The organism is Methylobacterium sp. J-059 (genome assembly GCF_022829485.1).
In the GTDB taxonomy this organism is placed as follows: domain Bacteria; phylum Pseudomonadota; class Alphaproteobacteria; order Rhizobiales; family Beijerinckiaceae; genus Methylobacterium.
In genome coordinates this window covers 13,232-26,945 of the sequence record NZ_JAKSYA010000151.1, presented here as the reverse complement: position 1 = coordinate 26,945, position 13,714 = coordinate 13,232, and the positions used below count along the sequence as shown (strand labels likewise).

Sequence of the window (13,714 nt, the reverse complement as noted above, 5' to 3'; positions counted from 1 at the left end):
GCATGCCGCCAGAAGCGACAGCCTTCTCCCGTCGGTCGACCGGAGAATGGAAGAACCAAGCTCAAGCTCGTTTCGATCCGTTCGATCCGTTCGATCGTGGACCCGTAAGCGCGTGGAATGCGCAGCCGGGCACCTCGGATAGCCATCCCCGCTTAGACAGCGTTTTAGTGAGTGCGCGCTGCGGGCCCATTGGCAGCGATCCAGTCGGGCGAGAGGACGTGGCCTTCCTCCGTCACGATCCATGGTAGCGCTCTCGGATCTCGGAGCGCGTCGATCGCAACCGTCAGGGCTTCGCGCAGTGTTCGAAACTCATGTCCCTCCTGCCTACGGGGAGACATACCCCGCGGCCAGATCGTCAGATCGGCGGGCTTGTCCAGGTCGCTGAGCGTCATGCGAACAGTCTGCTTCGATGGGAGGGACACGCCTCGATACCGGAGCCCTATGGCTTCGGTTGGACGATCGTGTTTCGGGTATGTGACCGTGTTGGATGGGGGGAGCCCTAAGCCCGTGCGCCTACCCGGTGCGACCCACCCAGGCTGATCCCCTTCGACGACACCGAACGCGTGCCGAACGATGTCGGAGCGTAGGGTTTGCGTGACAGGTCATGCAGCGCATCCCCGACGAGACCTGGCGCTCCTTGTAGAGCGCGCCTTTCGCAGGTTGCGGCGATGCGGATGCCGAGTTCATGGGTGTGGCTTCGCCCGTAGAGGTAGACCGCCAGCCGTGCGCGGGTGGCCTCGGGGATGCCTTCCAACAGGTTGGGCAGCGTCTCGGCTTCAGCGCCCATGAGCCGCCCCAGCACCTCTATGGCGACCGGGCAGTCCGCAGCAGGATCATCGACGCTGATCGGGTACGCTCGGTTCACGACGGCACCTGTTGGCTGGACGCGAGCACGGTGGTGGCAGGTGGTTAATGATTGGTGTCGCGGATCAGTAATGCCGCTCGGCCCGCATCAGTGATCGCCCACTCTCGCGATCCATCAGCGGAAGTGGCTCCTGCGGCTCGACGAAACCCATCTTCATCAGCCCGGGAATTTCCTGATCCCCCTTAGAATAGCGACATGGTCTGCGCGCCAGCAGCATCAGCCGGTAATGCTGACTCGGCCGCAGCTTACCCTTCATTCTACTGCCCTCTTCGGCGTCTTCCCCTCCACAAACCTGATGCCCTGCTATGGCTATGTCCTCATGCGGCGGTTAGCGCATGGTGAGGATGGCGATCATAGCCGATCATCCAGATACGTGTTCGACATTGTAGGTTGTCGCGGTTCGGGTAGCTGCGCTCTGCTGAGAGGTCGGCGACGACCCATGCACAAATTGGTCTTGCTGCTCCAATTCACGAGCGGCGAAATCAAGACATCTAGCTCGCGCCTCTGGATCAATCAAAGCCGTGAATGCTTTCACGAGAGCTATCGTTTCTGCAAGCTTCTCTGAGATGTTTACTCCAAAAAACTCGCTGACCGACTCTCCCAAGATTGAAGCTATGCGCTCCAAGATCGTGAGTTGTGCGGAAGAAATAGGATGCGCTTTTTTCATGGCGCGGGCTTCTATGAAGCGCCAGTGAGGACGGCAATTCAATTTGTCGGCATCCGACCCATCCGGCGATCAGGCGAGGCAGGCCTGTCCCCCGATCTGATCACGGGGCGACGGGTGCTTCGCCCATCTCACCAGTGAACCGGTCCTGAGCCCGGCTTGGGGGCAAGAGGGCCTCAACCGGTTATCGCGGCGTCAATGATCCACCACCTGTCAGTCCCAAGAGAACTTTACCCGCTTCCTATGCCACGGGATCGTGTTCGCTTCGGCGTGGGTACACCTGCAGATCTTCATCAGACCAGCATGCTTGAAGGCCCCTGGCATCAGTCGGCTCCGCGTTTCGCCCCATGAACGATCTGCTGCAGCAGCGAAGGAAGCGGAAGTCCGTGCTCGTCCAGTAGGAAGGCGGCACTGAGCAGCGTCCGGATGTGCTGGTCAGGGATCGGCCGGCTAAAAATTTGCGCGTCCAGCACCTGGTCGGCGAGGAGGCCGGCAAGGCGGGAGACTTCCCATAGGCGCTCAGGCGAGGAGGTCATGCCTTGCGCTCTCGGAACCGGATGCCTGCGCCGCCGCCGTTCTCGGGGATGAATTCGAGGCCGGCGGCTTCAAGGGCTGCGATCACGGCCTTTACGTTGTTAGCCATCCCAGCCGCGGCCCCTTCACTTGCTTCCATACGCTTGAGGGTTGGAACCGAAATTGAGGCCGCCGCCGCAAGTTCGGCTTGCCCCATCGCAACTAAGGTTCGCGCTGCCGCAATCTGCCTACCCGACACCGTAGAATGATCTTTTTGGCTCATGACGATCTTTAGGTATTGACTATAGGCGCTTTGTGATCCATAAGTATCACGAAGACGCCATTAGTCAACGGATCGCCCCGATGCGCTACGCCAACCTCATCCCCGCCTCGCACATCGCCCGCAGCGCCGACCCGCGCCTGACCGCCGATGCCCGCCGCGCCTTCATCGCCACGAAGGCCGCCGTCGTCGCCTCGACCGAGAGCGCCAAGCGCTTCGCCGCCACCGTCGCTCCGCTGGCCAGCCGGGATGGCACCTTCGACCGCTCCACCATCATGCGCGCTGCCATCTGTTCGGCTCAGGCCCGCATGGAAGTGACCGGCGACGCCTGGGGCGTGTGCATGTCCTACGCGCTCAAGGGCGCCTGGGCCGCCGCCAAGGCTTCCCGCGCCGACCGCGCGCACTGAGGTCGGACCGATGGCCTCCGACCTGATCCGTTCCCCCGCCGTCCGCCTGCTGCACGCCCGGCAGGATCACGCGATCTGCCTGCGCCTCGCGGCCTCCTACCGGCACCGGATCGTGGCCGGCGAGACTAGTCAACGCGAGGCCCATGCCTGGGCGCTCGGCCTTGCCCGCCGCTGGCGCCTCGTCGCTGCCGAACGGAGCGCGACGCGCTGATGGCCGACCTCGCCCGCCGCACCGTCCTGGGTGCCTTCTTCGTCCTCGTGTCCTCGCGGGTGCCGGCCATGGCCTCCGACTGTGTGCTGCCGGCGATCCGCTGGGCCGAGAAAGCCGATGCTGCCTATTCCGCCTCGGGCCGTGTTGCGGCCGATCTCGCCGCCGCAGGGTTGCCGATGCCCGCCGGCTGGCGCGCGTACCGGGCTTCCCTGGCCCATGTCCGCCGGCTTGCCCGCCTCGACCTCTACGCCCTGACGCCGACTACGCCCGAGACCGCCGCGGCGCTGGCCGCCTACCACACGGCGCGGGGCGAGCGGGCCGGTAGCGCAGGCGCCCGCCGAGCTGCCCGCCGCCGGCTCCGCAAGGTGTTCGCCCAGCCGGGTGCCGTGCTGCCGCCCTGGCCGACCTAACCGGCGCCCCTTCCCCCTCCGCCTTCCCTGATTTCCTCCCCGAGCCCTTTGGAGCCCGACCGATGACGCACGCCCGTATCCTCGCCCTCGACACCGCCGCTGCCGATCCGATCCACGCCGCCATCCAGCGCCACCGCGCCGCCTACGACGCTTATCAGGTCGCTCCCGAGGGCAAGACGTCCGTGATCGCGAGCGACGACTACGACGCCGCGACGGAGGCCCTGGTGACAACGCCATGCGCATCTCGGTTCGGCGCGCTGGCACTGCTTGGGCACCTGCGCTGGTGGCTCGGTGAGGAAGCCGAGTTCTCGGCCGCGCATCAGCCCGGTTTCGGCATTGCGCAGGCCCGCGTCGCCGACCTGACGCTGTTCCTCGGCACCAACCTGTCGCCGGTCGCGATCTCGCCCGCCTTCCCCTCAAGTCGCTTGCCGCCCGCTCCATCCCGCCTGCTGCCGGGCGTCGATCGCTACAGCCAGCACGCCGCGCTTGCCCCGCCGAACGAAGCCCTACCCGGCGAGGACGAGACCTGGCCGGCCGTGACTGCGATCCGCCCGGATACCGCGTTCGTCCGCTCCCGTCGCTTCATCAGCGCGGCCGGCGAATTCCTGACCGCCGTGGCGATCATCGGGGGCGGATGCATCCTCACGGGCCTCGCCTCCCTGCTCTGAACTCCTGAACCACCGAGCCACAGAAATTCTGAAATCCTGAAACGCCGAATTACGGAGCTACTGAGATGCGTAATCCTATGAAGCGCCGGCCGAGCACCGGTCCCAAGCCGACCCTGCGCGAGCGGTTCGCCGCGATGAGGGCCAAGGTCGCGGGCTTAAATGCGGGCAAGGACCGCCAGTCCGACCCGGCTGGCTCGCTGGCCGCCTCCGTGCCCCTATCTGCCGCTGCCGCCGTGCCGATTGCGATCGACAGACATATGCGAGCCTACGCGGAACGGCTCTATGCCGAAGCCTACGGGACGGCGGATGCTGGCACACGCGCGGAGCAAGAGCGCGACGCGTTCCGGGCGCTTCTTCACACCCCGCTGGCCTCGGATGCCGAACGCCTCGCTTACGCCACGGCCATCATCGCGCGCGCTGCAGGGGTCTACGGTCTCGAATGCCGTGGCAGCACTTGCGCCGCTTGGATGCCGACCGCTTACCGCAACCTCGCCTTTGGAGAGTACGCGCCGGAGCACGACATGGCGGGGCATCAGCCTACCGCAGCGGATACCCCCTCGGCCTCAGCTTCATCGCTCGCGAGCGAGGCAGAGATTTCTTCCACCAATGTGGAGGCCGAGTTGACGGCCCTCGTTGCGAAATATCAGGGGTTCGCTCGCGTCAGCGATGAAGCCATGGCCCGTGAGGATGATGCTGGCTTGCCGCTCTCCGATGACCTGGACAACGCGATTGATCGGGTTCGCCATTTCACAAACCTGGGCCGGGAGGACACCGTTCGGCACGCCATGGCCCTTCCGGCGACCACGCTTCTCGGCTTCGGGCTCAAGGCCCAAATCTTAGAGCACGATGCAGGCGCGGCCTGGGATGGGAGCGAAGCCGATGCAGACATCGTGCGTTGCCGGGCGCTTCTGCACGGGCTGATCGCAGCGGCCGGGCTCTCGCCGATCCCGCAACTTGATGTGACCTCCGATGAAGTCCGCGGCTGGCTCGCGGCTCCCGAAACCGCCCCCGGCGCATCCCGCATGAAAGCCTGAGCTATGAGCAACGTCATCACCTTCCGCCCACGCGCCGTGGCACCGAACGTCCCTCCGGCCCCGTCGCCGGCCGCGACCCGGCGCATGATCGAGGAAGCGGCACAGACCGCCCTCGACACAGCGGACAGCCTGCTCGCGATCCTCGACCGCATGAACGGGGATGCGGAGGCTGACGACGCTGGCGAGGCGGAGTCAGCTCCCATGGTGGCCGAGCAGTCCGGCGGGCAGGTTGCGTCCCTGCGAGGGGATGCCGTGGAGGGGCGGTCCTCTGCGCTGGATAATCGTCCTTCAGGACATACCAGCCGCGCCGACCGTGCTCCCGTTCGCCCCGCGCCCGTAGCGCGCCGCCGGCAACGTCGTGGTGGCGGCTGGCGTGGCGCTGCTTGAGGTGGTGGTGGCCCAGCCCGCGCACGACCCTTCGCAGCACATAAAACACCGCTCCTTTGGTTGTTTATGCAACCATTTGAGACCGGCGATTATTGGTCGCAGGTGGATTTCAGCTCAACTCATCAAACTAATACGGACAGGCAGAGCGGCGCATTAACTATTGGCTCTTAGAAGCCCGGGTGGTGAGATGAGGGATCGGTCTGTATAGGCCGCAACGGCATGAGCCAAGACTGGCTAGGCACAGCACGCTCCTTCGGACCCGACCGCCGCGGTGCCGTCGCTGTCATCTTCTGCCTCTGCGCGACGGTGCTGCTCGGCCTTGTCGGTGGCGGTGTCGATTACGCGCGCCTCGCCGCCCGACGGGCCCAGTTGCAGGCGGCCGTCGATGCTGGCGTCCTGGCCGGCGGCAACGCCCTCAAGCTCGCGATGTCGACCACGGCCGCAGTGATCGGCGTCACCGAGCAGACGGTCCGATCCGAGGCGAAGTCGCCATCTGACCGGCCACTGACAGTGCAGGTGACGGTCGCGTCCGACAAAACCAACGTCGCCGCCTCCGCCGCCGAGACCTTCAAGCTGACTTTCGGTAGCTTCGTCGGGGTGCCCGCCGCCAGTCTCACGGTGAAGGCGCAGGCAAGCGTCGTTGGGCGAATGCGCCTGTGCATGCTGACGCTCGATCCTTTTGCTGCCGGCTCGTTCAATCTGCAGAAGAACGCGCAGGTCACCGCCTATGGCTGCTCGCTGTACTCGAACTCGGTCAACGCCACCGGCATGGTCGGCGGCGACAACGCGATGGCGCGCGCCGACACGATCTGCTCAGCTGGCGGCTACCTTGGGCTTCGCGCGAACTTCGCGCCCGTGCCGCAGGCCGGGTGTCCGGCAATTGATGATCCGCTGAAGAACCGTGCGTCGCCAACGATCGGTGCATGCCTCTCAATACCATCATCGGCCAACAAGAAGGGTGATATCAGCAAGAACGAGATTGATCAGAATGCAACGCTCGATCCGGGCACCTATTGCGGTGGCTTGAAGATCTCCAAAAACGCCGTTGTCACGCTCAAGTCGGGCACGTACGTCATCAAGGACGGGCCGCTGATGGTCTACGATAAGGGAACATTGTCTGGTACGGACGTATCGCTGTACTTCTCCGGCAACACGGCGGGGCTGCTCTTCGACAAAGGCAGCACAATCAGTCTTAGCGCCCCCACACTCGGGGTGATGGCAGGCCTTCTGATTTCGGAGGAACGAACCGTCAGTACCCCGCTGGATCCCGTAGTCGGCTTGGCGAACGGCCTCATCGGCGCCCTGCTGCCGGCTCTGGGGCCACCGCCCCCGACGCCAGCTCCACTAGGGCAGACCAAGCCGATGCGAACCTATCGCATCATCAGCGACAACGCCCGTACCATGCTCGGTACAATCTACTTGCCAGCCGGACGCCTCGTGATCGATGCGACGAAGCCGGTGGCGGATCAGTCGGCCTACACCGTGATCGTAGCCCAACAAATCAACCTCTACGAAGGGCCGAACCTCGTCCTTAACGCCAACTATAGCGCAACGAGCGTGCCGGTGCCGAAGGGTGTCGGCCCGGTCTCGGGCCGGCTGCTGCTGACACAATGATGTGTGTCGACAGCCTCCCTTTCGAGGAGATGGGGCGGTAGCCGTATGACCGTCATGGGCCGGGACCCGCAGGTCCGCCCTACGACCAACAAGAAGGGAGTGGGAGGGATTTCGGTCCGTCCACTTCCATGCGCGGGGTCCCTGATGCAGGCGCCGCATAGGTGCACGAAGTGGTTTGCCGAATGCTTGGACGGTGACGTCGAAACCTCAGGGCGGAACTGGTGCGCCGATTATCTGAGAGATAAGCTCGGTTTTCACTGAGCCAGAAATCAAGCATATACTCCGTCCCATTATGGACAAAGCTATAACTTAAACATCGACATTATGTCAAAATTAACTAATTTATCCAATTATTAGCGGCTGAAATACTCTCGAAACTTTCTGGATTTACTCATGCATCGGGATCAAAACGAAAATAAAGCGCAGGTCTGTCTTATGGGAGCTTCGATAAAGCGGCGCGTTCTCGCATCCGCAGCAGGGTTGGCCTGCTGTCTCGTGTGCCTCCAGGCCTACGCCAACGCATCGACCGTCGCCGGCATCGTCATTCAGAAAGCCAAGCAATTCGGCTTCCAGGCGGTCACCCTGCAGGCCGGCGGATCCATCGTGCTGTCCAACGAAGAGGCGACGTCCGTCCACCACGCCTATATCGAGGCGGACGGGGTCCACCGCGATTTCGGCGACCAGGAGCCCGGCAGCCGCACCACGATGGTGTTCCCGCAAAGGGGCGACTTCCTCGTCCTCTGCGGCGTGCATCCAAAGATGAAGCTCGCCGTCCATGTCGACTGAAGGCCTATCGCGCCGGGGACCGAGGGGTGACTTCCGCTGCGCTTGATGTCCATGGGATCCATCCTTTGTCGTTTGCAGAACTGCGCCTCAGAGCGAAAACCAGCGTCGACCTAGATCGACGCGCCGGTGACGAACGCGCCGAGGTCCGAACACATCCACAGGACGGCTTCGGCAATCTCCTCGGGCTCCAAGGGCATCCGCTGCCGGATCGGCACGGTCCCGACGCAGAGGGCGCCACGACCGCCGACATCATGGCCGCGATCCTGATGCGGACGCCAGGCACCCTGACAGGGAAGTGCAACCGGGCGCTGCTGACGCTCGGGTTCGCCGGGGCCTTCCGCCGGTCCAAGCTGGTCGCGCTCGACGTGGCGGACCTCCGCGAGGACACGGGAGATCTGCGCGTCATGGTTCGCCGGTCGAAGGTGGATCAGGAGGGGCAGGGGTTCGAGAAAGCGATACCGCATGGGCGCTTCATCCGGCCTGTTGCCCTCGTGCGGGAATGGCTTGATGCGGCCGGGATCTCGGGGGGGCGGTGTTTAGGCCGGTCTCGCGGTCGGGGAAAGTGCGGAAGGCTAAGTTAAACTTAGGCCGTGAGGGTTCGGCGGAGGACGTAGGAGCCGAACTCCTCGAGCCTCGCCTGACAACCCAGGCCGTCGCTGACATCATCAAGCAGTACTGCACCGCCGCCGGGCTTGATGCCTCGACGTTCGGGGCACACTCGCTGCGGGCCGGCTACATCACCTCGGCGGCGGAGCGGGGTGCAGACCTCGCTCGGATCATGGATCAATCGGGGCTCCGCGATCCGCGGACCGTCGGTGGCTACATCGGGCGCGCGAACGCGTTCAAGGGACACTCGGCGAGCGGGTTTCTATGATTTTACGAGGACCGTTGAGCTTGTAATTTCAGCTCACTCTCCTTTGCGCATCGCTGCCCGTAGGACGGACATCACGTCGTCGATGGCAACGTCCGGTGAGCCGTCCCGGACAGCGATCTGCACGCCCATCGTCACATGCTGAGCAATGATGGCTAAGGCCACCTCACGCAGCGCCGCGCTGATCGCATTGACCTGTTGGACCTCGTCCAAGCAGTAGCGATCCTGCTCGATCATCGTCCGAAGGCCACGAACCTGACCCTCGATACGGCTCAGACGTGTCAGGAGTGGTCGCTTCTCCTCCTCACTGCGAGTCAGATGGACCCTGCCGTCGACGATGCTGCCTTCACTCACGCTCGTATCCGCTACCACCACCCCAGAAATCTAACATAGATTGGCACAAGGGACGATGGCGTCCGAGAGAGGCCGAACCGATCTCGGACTTTCAACCTCGGACCCTGGCTTACGCCAGGGCCCGCGCTCGTCAGCTCAACCGATCTGCTGGCTCTGGGCGCCGCTGTCGGGGCGTGCCGGGCCGAGCACCGGCTCCTGGCCCATCGGCGCGTTCTGGACGACGTTGTAGACGCCCTTGCCGTCGAGCGAGGGGCCGCTGGTCCAGCGGCCCTCGGGCGCAGGCGAGCCTTCGACGCCGGTGGCGAAGAAGCTGTAATTGTACTTCTGGTGCTCCTCGCTCTGCGGGAAGCTGTTCGGGATCGGCAGATTGCCCTCGTGACCGCCGAGTTCCTCGATCACCGCGAGCCATTGCTGCTGGTGCATCGTGTCGCGCGCGATCAGGAAGCTCCACATGTCCTTCATGCCGGGATCGTTGGTCGCGTTCGACAACCGGACTGCGAGCACCCGTCCCGTCGTCTCGGCGGCGACGTTGCAGTACATGTCGGCGGCGAGGTTCCCGCTCGCGTAGATATGGCTCATGTCGAAGGGCACGCCCTCGCAGTTGGCCGGGAAGGCGGCCATGCCGGTGGAGAGTAGATGCCGGTGCAGCATGCCCTCGACCACATGGCGCGGGTTCTCGCCGCCCATCACCGCGCCGACGACGGCATCGGCGACCCCTGCTTCCTGGAGCTTGGTCGGGGCGTTCTCGAGGTTCATCGCGACGGCAGTCGCCAGCATCTCGATGTGGCCCATCTCCTCGGTCGCGGTGTTGAGGAGCATGTCGCGATACTTCGTCGTCGGCCCACGGGAACCCCAGGCCTGGAAGAAGTACTGCATGCAGACGCGGATCTCGCCCTCGATGCCGCCGATCGCCTGCTGCAGCATGCGCGCGTAGACGGGGTCCGGGCTCTCGACCTTCACGGGATACTGCATGCGCTTGTCGACGTAGAACATGGGCTCAACCTGATTGTTCGGCCCCCACCAGTCTGATGGGCATCTGTGATACCCCTGGGGAGTATCATGGCCGGTTCCCTCAGAACCCTCGACCATCCGGTCGGTTCATTCTTAGTCGCCGGTCCTGCCACGACGGCGGCCTCGCACGGACAGCTTGATAGCTGCTGCTGTCTCGTTTCGAAGCCGCCGGTTTCGAGAAGCGGCTTGGTCGGATGGTGTCCGGCGTGGATCTCGCCCGGATCGTGGATCAGTCAGGCCACCGCGACCCTCGCACGGTCGTCGGCTATATCCGCCGAGTGAACACCTACAAAAAGCACTCAGGGAGCGGATTTTTGTAGGAAGCGTACGAACACGCCTCAGCCGCAGGCGGGCTCAAGGATGGCCCTAGCGCCTGCAATTGGCGTCTAAAGAGGTGCTGCCGGCTTTACGAACTTGCACTTACCCCGCAACTCCCACCGATTTCCGATGCGATGCAGGTTGCAGAAGGCATCCACGGCCCTTTGAACCCCTGGGAAACGTCCGCCTGAGGAGTCGTAGTCGTCCGCGATGAACAGTCCGCCAGGACGGAGTACCGACCACCACGCAGCGAGGTCAGCGGCGACGGAGGCCTCTTCGTGACCGGCGTCGAGATGGACCACATCGGCTTCCACACCACGTAGGCGCATCAGCTCTGCAGCGTTCACCGAGTCTAGAGGCAGCGGTACCACCCGCTCAGCCAGTCCCTCGCGCAGGACGTTGGCCAGGAAGGTGCGATACAGACTTGGGTAACCGTGCTCGGTCGCCAACTCAGTGAACAAGCCAGCGTCTGTCCAGTGATCAACGGCGCCAAGCCACGTATCGACGGCGATCACCGTACCCGTGACGCCGTGTGCCGCCATCGCCTTTGCCATGTGCACGGCGCTCGCGCCTTTCCAGGTGCCGACCTCGACAACGACACTCGGCCGCCACTGACGAACTGCGTCTTCGAGGAAGACGTGCTGACTGCGCCAGCCTTGGAGATCGAGAGGCCGCAGTGTGGTGGGCGGGTTCGTAAAGGGGTCTTGCCCATGCCAAAGGGCGGCAAGGATTTCGTTACGTGTCACGGTATCTCCAACGGTGGCGCATCCTGTTCCGGCGAAAGGCTCTGAGGGACCTGTTTCGAGGGGTCAATGCGACCTAGTCGATGACTTCGCCGGACCGCGTTGGGTTTCCAGTACCCCGGGGGCACGCCGGAGACGGGTTCCTGTGATGCAACCTGACCTAAGGTGAAGGCAGAACGCTGGGGGCTGGTAATGTCAGTTATCGCCCCCCAGGATAGCTGACCTCAAGTTGGGAAAGCGACGATAGGCCAACGCCCTCAAGGATCATGCGGGCAGCGGATTTCTATGAAGCGCGATATGGACTTGGTGCGAGATCTCCTCTTGCACATCGAGAGCCTGACCGGGCGCGCCGGTACGAACTACCTGCTGGAAGGATGGAATGACGACATGCAGCTTGCGAGCTGGGAACCCGAAATGGTCAATCACCATCTTCAAATGCTAAGCGACGGCGGGCTGATCGAACTATGTCACTCTCAACCGGCTGGCACAGGTGTCATGACCACGGGCCTTAGCTGGGAAGGCCGCGACTTCCTCGACACGGTACGCGATCCTGAGGTGTAGAAACGGACGAAGGACGGCGCGAGCAAAATGGGCGGCTGGACGTTCAGCCTGCTCAAGGATCTAGGAACCGCCTACCTCAAGCATGTCACGAAGGAGCGGCTGGGGCTGGATCTGTGATTGGCGCCGATCTTGCCCGGATCATGGATCAGAGCGGCCACCGAGACCCGCGGGCGGTCGTTGGCTAAATCCGCCGGGCGAACACCTTCGAGAAGCACTTGCGGAGCAGGTTTATGTGATCACATCGGCAACTTCAGTCGAGCTACGACTTGTCGGCCTCTGCGGTCACGAAGGCGATACATCGAGCGCGAGCTTCGATGGCGATGATGCGATCAAAAGCTTCGACCAACGCGCGGGTTTCGGAATGCCGCGAATGCGGATCGGCCGGCCCATACAAATCGCCGATGGTCAGGCCGAGTTCGTGCGCGATGCGCTCAAGCCTCGCCTTGAGATCGGATTGATCGACTGGAGCCTTCGTCATGGATCACGATCCTACGGCAAAGGCGTAAAAGAGAGAATTCAGTTTGTTACGACGCCAGCCGCTTCGGTCCGAGGCGCCGGGCGTCACCCGGTTTTCTCGACCATCCCGTTTTGCAGGCTGGCTGCGGCCTTCACGATCGACAACACACTGCTGCGGGTCGTCTTGTCGGAGATGCCGGCGAATGTCCTGATCAGGGTCAGCACATCGGGATAATGCAACAGGTGCTGGATCGACTCCCTGCCATCGCCGGTCTCTGCCGGATCGTCGAAGAAGGTCGAGACCGGGACGCCCAGGAAATCCGCGATCGCCTGAAGCCGGGCGGCACCGACACGGTTGCGTCCCTTCTCGTATTTCTGGACCTGCTGGAACGTGACCCCGAGCGCCTGCCCGAGCGCGGTCTGGCTCAGACCTTGAGCGGTCCGATACGCCGCGATGCGGCTTCCAATCGATCGGTCGCCGCTGGTCGCGAGCTTCGGCGCATGGATGGGGGTCATTCGGGCATTCGCTTTCAGGTTGGAGACGGCTCGACCAGCGTCGCTGCTGCTCCGAGCACATCCCAATACGCATTGCGCGCGATTGAGTTTCGCAACGCTGATCAATCCTGGGTTGCAGAAACGACATGGCTTGGCCGTATGTGAGCCAATGCCCAGCGATCCGTGCTCGACCGAACAGGGCCTAAACCCAGCCTCGGGATGCGGGCCGGTTACGTGGATCGCCGGGTTAGGTACAGTCTGAAGCTGTGCTATAGCTCCGCGAACAGGCAAGGATTGCATCGTTTGAGCGTTTAGGTTGTGATGCGGAACGCAACCTCTCTCGTAGGCACGCCATGCCCGCATCCCTGCAATCCATCCTCGATGCGTCGGGTTACCTCGGCACCTGGGAAACGGATCTCGATACGCAAATTATTGAACTCACGGGTGCGCTTCCCCGTGTGCTCGCAGTCGATGAGTCACAAGACGCGACGAGAGTCCCTGTCACGGCGTTCTTGGAAGGCGTGCACACCGAAGATCGAGACCGCGTCGCTCACCTCATACACGAAGCTCATAGCACTGCAGGACGGTTCGAAGCCGAGTTTCGGACCTGCGATCGAGATGGTGAAGTTCACTGGATCGCCGCACGGGGACGTGTCGAGACCGATGAGACCGGCCGAGGCTTGCGCTGCATCGGGCTGATGGCGGACCTGACAGAAGCGCGCCGAGATAGTCAGGCAGCAGCCGACCATACGATGCGGACGATCGATCGGGTGGTCGATGCACTCATTGCGCTTCGGTCCGTTACGAAGCAGTTAGACTCGCCGGTCCTGCCGACCCTAGTCGATACGATGCTGCTCGAACTCGGAACGATCCTGGCCCGGAAGATGGGGCCTAGCGAGACTGACCAGGTGCACTGATGAGAGCGAGGGCAGGATGTCCGGCGGCAACGATTTGTTAACCAAGTTGCCCCCTCATGGAAGCCGAGTGGACCCACCCCGTCCCCTCGTCATTGGGAAGCCCCGCTCCGGCTGCAGCCGAACGGGGCTTTTCCTTTTTTGAGGTGGCT

At 63.4% G+C, this 13,714-nt stretch carries 22 protein-coding genes; 11 read left to right on the top strand and 11 right to left on the bottom strand.

All coding sequences use genetic code 11. The features are described from left to right. Positions 1-499 precede the first annotated feature (499 nt). From MKK55_RS22440 to MKK55_RS22420, 5 genes are all read right to left on the bottom strand, one after another. Entirely contained in the window at positions 500-865 is a 366-nt protein-coding gene (locus tag MKK55_RS22440) for a hypothetical protein (protein ID WP_243937722.1), read from the bottom strand. Positions 866-929: 64 nt separating this feature from the next. After that, positions 930-1,121, bottom strand: coding sequence for a hypothetical protein (locus MKK55_RS22435; protein WP_243937721.1), 192 nt, complete (start codon positions 1,119-1,121; stop codon positions 930-932). A gap of 105 nt (positions 1,122-1,226) precedes the next feature. Continuing rightward, complete coding sequence (locus MKK55_RS22430) at positions 1,227-1,532, bottom strand: hypothetical protein (protein ID WP_243937720.1); 306 nt, start codon at positions 1,530-1,532, stop codon at positions 1,227-1,229. 320 nt (positions 1,533-1,852) lie between these two features. After that, positions 1,853-2,065 (bottom strand): hypothetical protein, encoded by a 213-nt coding sequence (locus MKK55_RS22425; RefSeq protein ID WP_243937719.1) that lies wholly within the window; start codon positions 2,063-2,065, stop codon positions 1,853-1,855. Further along, a complete protein-coding gene (locus MKK55_RS22420) occupies positions 2,062-2,325 on the bottom strand; it encodes a transcriptional regulator (RefSeq protein ID WP_243937717.1) in 264 nt (87 codons plus the stop codon). Before MKK55_RS22420 ends, MKK55_RS22425 begins: the two co-directional genes overlap by 4 nt. Before the next feature lie 80 nt (positions 2,326-2,405). Here MKK55_RS22420 and MKK55_RS22415 point away from each other — a divergent pair, with 80 nt between their 5' ends. From MKK55_RS22415 to MKK55_RS22380, 8 genes are all read left to right on the top strand, one after another. After that, on the top strand, positions 2,406-2,729 hold the full coding sequence (locus MKK55_RS22415; RefSeq protein ID WP_243937716.1) for a hypothetical protein: 324 nt from the start codon (positions 2,406-2,408) through the stop codon (positions 2,727-2,729). Between the two features lie 10 nt (positions 2,730-2,739). Further along, positions 2,740-2,940 (top strand): hypothetical protein, encoded by a 201-nt coding sequence (locus tag MKK55_RS22410; RefSeq protein ID WP_243937714.1) that lies wholly within the window; start codon positions 2,740-2,742, stop codon positions 2,938-2,940. Then, positions 2,940-3,350 (top strand): penicillin-binding protein, encoded by a 411-nt coding sequence (locus MKK55_RS22405; protein ID WP_243937712.1) that lies wholly within the window; start codon positions 2,940-2,942, stop codon positions 3,348-3,350. The genes MKK55_RS22410 and MKK55_RS22405 overlap by 1 nt, the downstream gene beginning before the upstream one ends. A 62-nt stretch (positions 3,351-3,412) precedes the next feature. Next, on the top strand, positions 3,413-4,018 hold the full coding sequence (locus MKK55_RS22400) for a hypothetical protein (RefSeq protein WP_243937710.1): 606 nt from the start codon (positions 3,413-3,415) through the stop codon (positions 4,016-4,018). Positions 4,019-4,095: 77 nt separating this feature from the next. Further along, positions 4,096-5,052: a hypothetical protein gene (locus tag MKK55_RS22395; protein ID WP_243937708.1), complete on the top strand. Its 957-nt coding sequence runs from the start codon at positions 4,096-4,098 to the stop codon at positions 5,050-5,052. Between the two features lie 3 nt (positions 5,053-5,055). Further along, positions 5,056-5,439 (top strand): hypothetical protein, encoded by a 384-nt coding sequence (locus tag MKK55_RS22390; protein ID WP_243937707.1) that lies wholly within the window; start codon positions 5,056-5,058, stop codon positions 5,437-5,439. Positions 5,440-5,658: 219 nt separating this feature from the next. Then, positions 5,659-7,053 (top strand): pilus assembly protein TadG-related protein, encoded by a 1,395-nt coding sequence (locus MKK55_RS22385; RefSeq protein WP_243937706.1) that lies wholly within the window; start codon positions 5,659-5,661, stop codon positions 7,051-7,053. Positions 7,054-7,446: 393 nt separating this feature from the next. Then, on the top strand, positions 7,447-7,839 hold the full coding sequence (locus MKK55_RS22380; RefSeq protein ID WP_243937705.1) for a hypothetical protein: 393 nt from the start codon (positions 7,447-7,449) through the stop codon (positions 7,837-7,839). 110 nt (positions 7,840-7,949) lie between these two features. Here the strand turns inward: MKK55_RS22380 and MKK55_RS29395 are convergent, their stop codons facing one another. Beyond that, positions 7,950-8,303, bottom strand: coding sequence for a hypothetical protein (locus MKK55_RS29395; RefSeq protein WP_409566106.1), 354 nt, complete (start codon positions 8,301-8,303; stop codon positions 7,950-7,952). A gap of 68 nt (positions 8,304-8,371) precedes the next feature. On the opposite strand from MKK55_RS29395, the gene MKK55_RS22370 reads away from it, so the two are divergent. Next, positions 8,372-8,713 (top strand): tyrosine-type recombinase/integrase, encoded by a 342-nt coding sequence (locus tag MKK55_RS22370; protein WP_243937704.1) that lies wholly within the window; start codon positions 8,372-8,374, stop codon positions 8,711-8,713. A 33-nt stretch (positions 8,714-8,746) separates the two neighbouring features. Here MKK55_RS22370 and MKK55_RS22365 read toward each other — a convergent pair whose 3' ends face one another. From MKK55_RS22365 to MKK55_RS22355, 3 genes are all read right to left on the bottom strand, one after another. Continuing rightward, positions 8,747-9,064 (bottom strand): metal-sensitive transcriptional regulator, encoded by a 318-nt coding sequence (locus tag MKK55_RS22365; RefSeq protein WP_243932227.1) that lies wholly within the window; start codon positions 9,062-9,064, stop codon positions 8,747-8,749. A gap of 135 nt (positions 9,065-9,199) precedes the next feature. Beyond that, positions 9,200-10,057, bottom strand: a complete 858-nt coding sequence (locus tag MKK55_RS22360; protein WP_243937703.1) for a manganese catalase family protein — start codon at positions 10,055-10,057, stop codon at positions 9,200-9,202. Between the two features lie 404 nt (positions 10,058-10,461). Next, positions 10,462-11,139, bottom strand: a complete 678-nt coding sequence (locus MKK55_RS22355) for a class I SAM-dependent methyltransferase (RefSeq protein WP_243937702.1) — start codon at positions 11,137-11,139, stop codon at positions 10,462-10,464. 282 nt (positions 11,140-11,421) lie between these two features. On the opposite strand from MKK55_RS22355, the gene MKK55_RS22350 reads away from it, so the two are divergent. Next, entirely contained in the window at positions 11,422-11,697 is a 276-nt protein-coding gene (locus MKK55_RS22350; RefSeq protein WP_243937700.1) for a DUF2513 domain-containing protein, read from the top strand. Positions 11,698-11,956: 259 nt separating this feature from the next. Here MKK55_RS22350 and MKK55_RS22345 read toward each other — a convergent pair whose 3' ends face one another. Both MKK55_RS22345 and MKK55_RS22340 read right to left on the bottom strand, forming a co-directional pair. Continuing rightward, a complete protein-coding gene (locus MKK55_RS22345; RefSeq protein WP_243932229.1) occupies positions 11,957-12,175 on the bottom strand; it encodes a hypothetical protein in 219 nt (72 codons plus the stop codon). An 83-nt stretch (positions 12,176-12,258) separates the two neighbouring features. After that, a complete protein-coding gene (locus MKK55_RS22340; RefSeq protein ID WP_243937697.1) occupies positions 12,259-12,669 on the bottom strand; it encodes a helix-turn-helix domain-containing protein in 411 nt (136 codons plus the stop codon). A 332-nt stretch (positions 12,670-13,001) separates the two neighbouring features. On the opposite strand from MKK55_RS22340, the gene MKK55_RS22335 reads away from it, so the two are divergent. Then, on the top strand, positions 13,002-13,565 hold the full coding sequence (locus MKK55_RS22335; RefSeq protein ID WP_243932231.1) for a PAS domain-containing protein: 564 nt from the start codon (positions 13,002-13,004) through the stop codon (positions 13,563-13,565). Positions 13,566-13,714: the final 149 nt, after the last annotated feature.

Bases quoted from the DNA above. Each gene is read 5' to 3' on its own strand.
- MKK55_RS22435 (WP_243937721.1), bottom strand. From the start codon at position 1,121: ATGAAGGGTAAGCTGCGGCCGAGTCAGCATTACCGGCTGATGCTGCTG.
- MKK55_RS22430 (WP_243937720.1), bottom strand. From the start codon at position 1,532: ATGAAAAAAGCGCATCCTATTTCTTCCGCACAACTCACGATCTTGGAG.
- MKK55_RS22425 (WP_243937719.1), bottom strand. From the start codon at position 2,065: ATGACCTCCTCGCCTGAGCGCCTATGGGAAGTCTCCCGCCTTGCCGGC.
- MKK55_RS22420 (WP_243937717.1), bottom strand. From the start codon at position 2,325: ATGAGCCAAAAAGATCATTCTACGGTGTCGGGTAGGCAGATTGCGGCA.
- MKK55_RS22415 (WP_243937716.1), top strand. From the start codon at position 2,406: ATGCGCTACGCCAACCTCATCCCCGCCTCGCACATCGCCCGCAGCGCC.
- MKK55_RS22410 (WP_243937714.1), top strand. From the start codon at position 2,740: ATGGCCTCCGACCTGATCCGTTCCCCCGCCGTCCGCCTGCTGCACGCC.
- MKK55_RS22405 (WP_243937712.1), top strand. From the start codon at position 2,940: ATGGCCGACCTCGCCCGCCGCACCGTCCTGGGTGCCTTCTTCGTCCTC.
- MKK55_RS22400 (WP_243937710.1), top strand. From the start codon at position 3,413: ATGACGCACGCCCGTATCCTCGCCCTCGACACCGCCGCTGCCGATCCG.
- MKK55_RS22395 (WP_243937708.1), top strand. From the start codon at position 4,096: ATGAAGCGCCGGCCGAGCACCGGTCCCAAGCCGACCCTGCGCGAGCGG.
- MKK55_RS22390 (WP_243937707.1), top strand. From the start codon at position 5,056: ATGAGCAACGTCATCACCTTCCGCCCACGCGCCGTGGCACCGAACGTC.
- MKK55_RS22385 (WP_243937706.1), top strand. From the start codon at position 5,659: ATGAGCCAAGACTGGCTAGGCACAGCACGCTCCTTCGGACCCGACCGC.
- MKK55_RS22380 (WP_243937705.1), top strand. From the start codon at position 7,447: ATGCATCGGGATCAAAACGAAAATAAAGCGCAGGTCTGTCTTATGGGA.
- MKK55_RS29395 (WP_409566106.1), bottom strand. From the start codon at position 8,303: ATGCGGTATCGCTTTCTCGAACCCCTGCCCCTCCTGATCCACCTTCGA.
- MKK55_RS22360 (WP_243937703.1), bottom strand. From the start codon at position 10,057: ATGTTCTACGTCGACAAGCGCATGCAGTATCCCGTGAAGGTCGAGAGC.
- MKK55_RS22350 (WP_243937700.1), top strand. From the start codon at position 11,422: ATGAAGCGCGATATGGACTTGGTGCGAGATCTCCTCTTGCACATCGAG.
- MKK55_RS22345 (WP_243932229.1), bottom strand. From the start codon at position 12,175: ATGACGAAGGCTCCAGTCGATCAATCCGATCTCAAGGCGAGGCTTGAG.
- MKK55_RS22340 (WP_243937697.1), bottom strand. From the start codon at position 12,669: ATGACCCCCATCCATGCGCCGAAGCTCGCGACCAGCGGCGACCGATCG.
- MKK55_RS22335 (WP_243932231.1), top strand. From the start codon at position 13,002: ATGCCCGCATCCCTGCAATCCATCCTCGATGCGTCGGGTTACCTCGGC.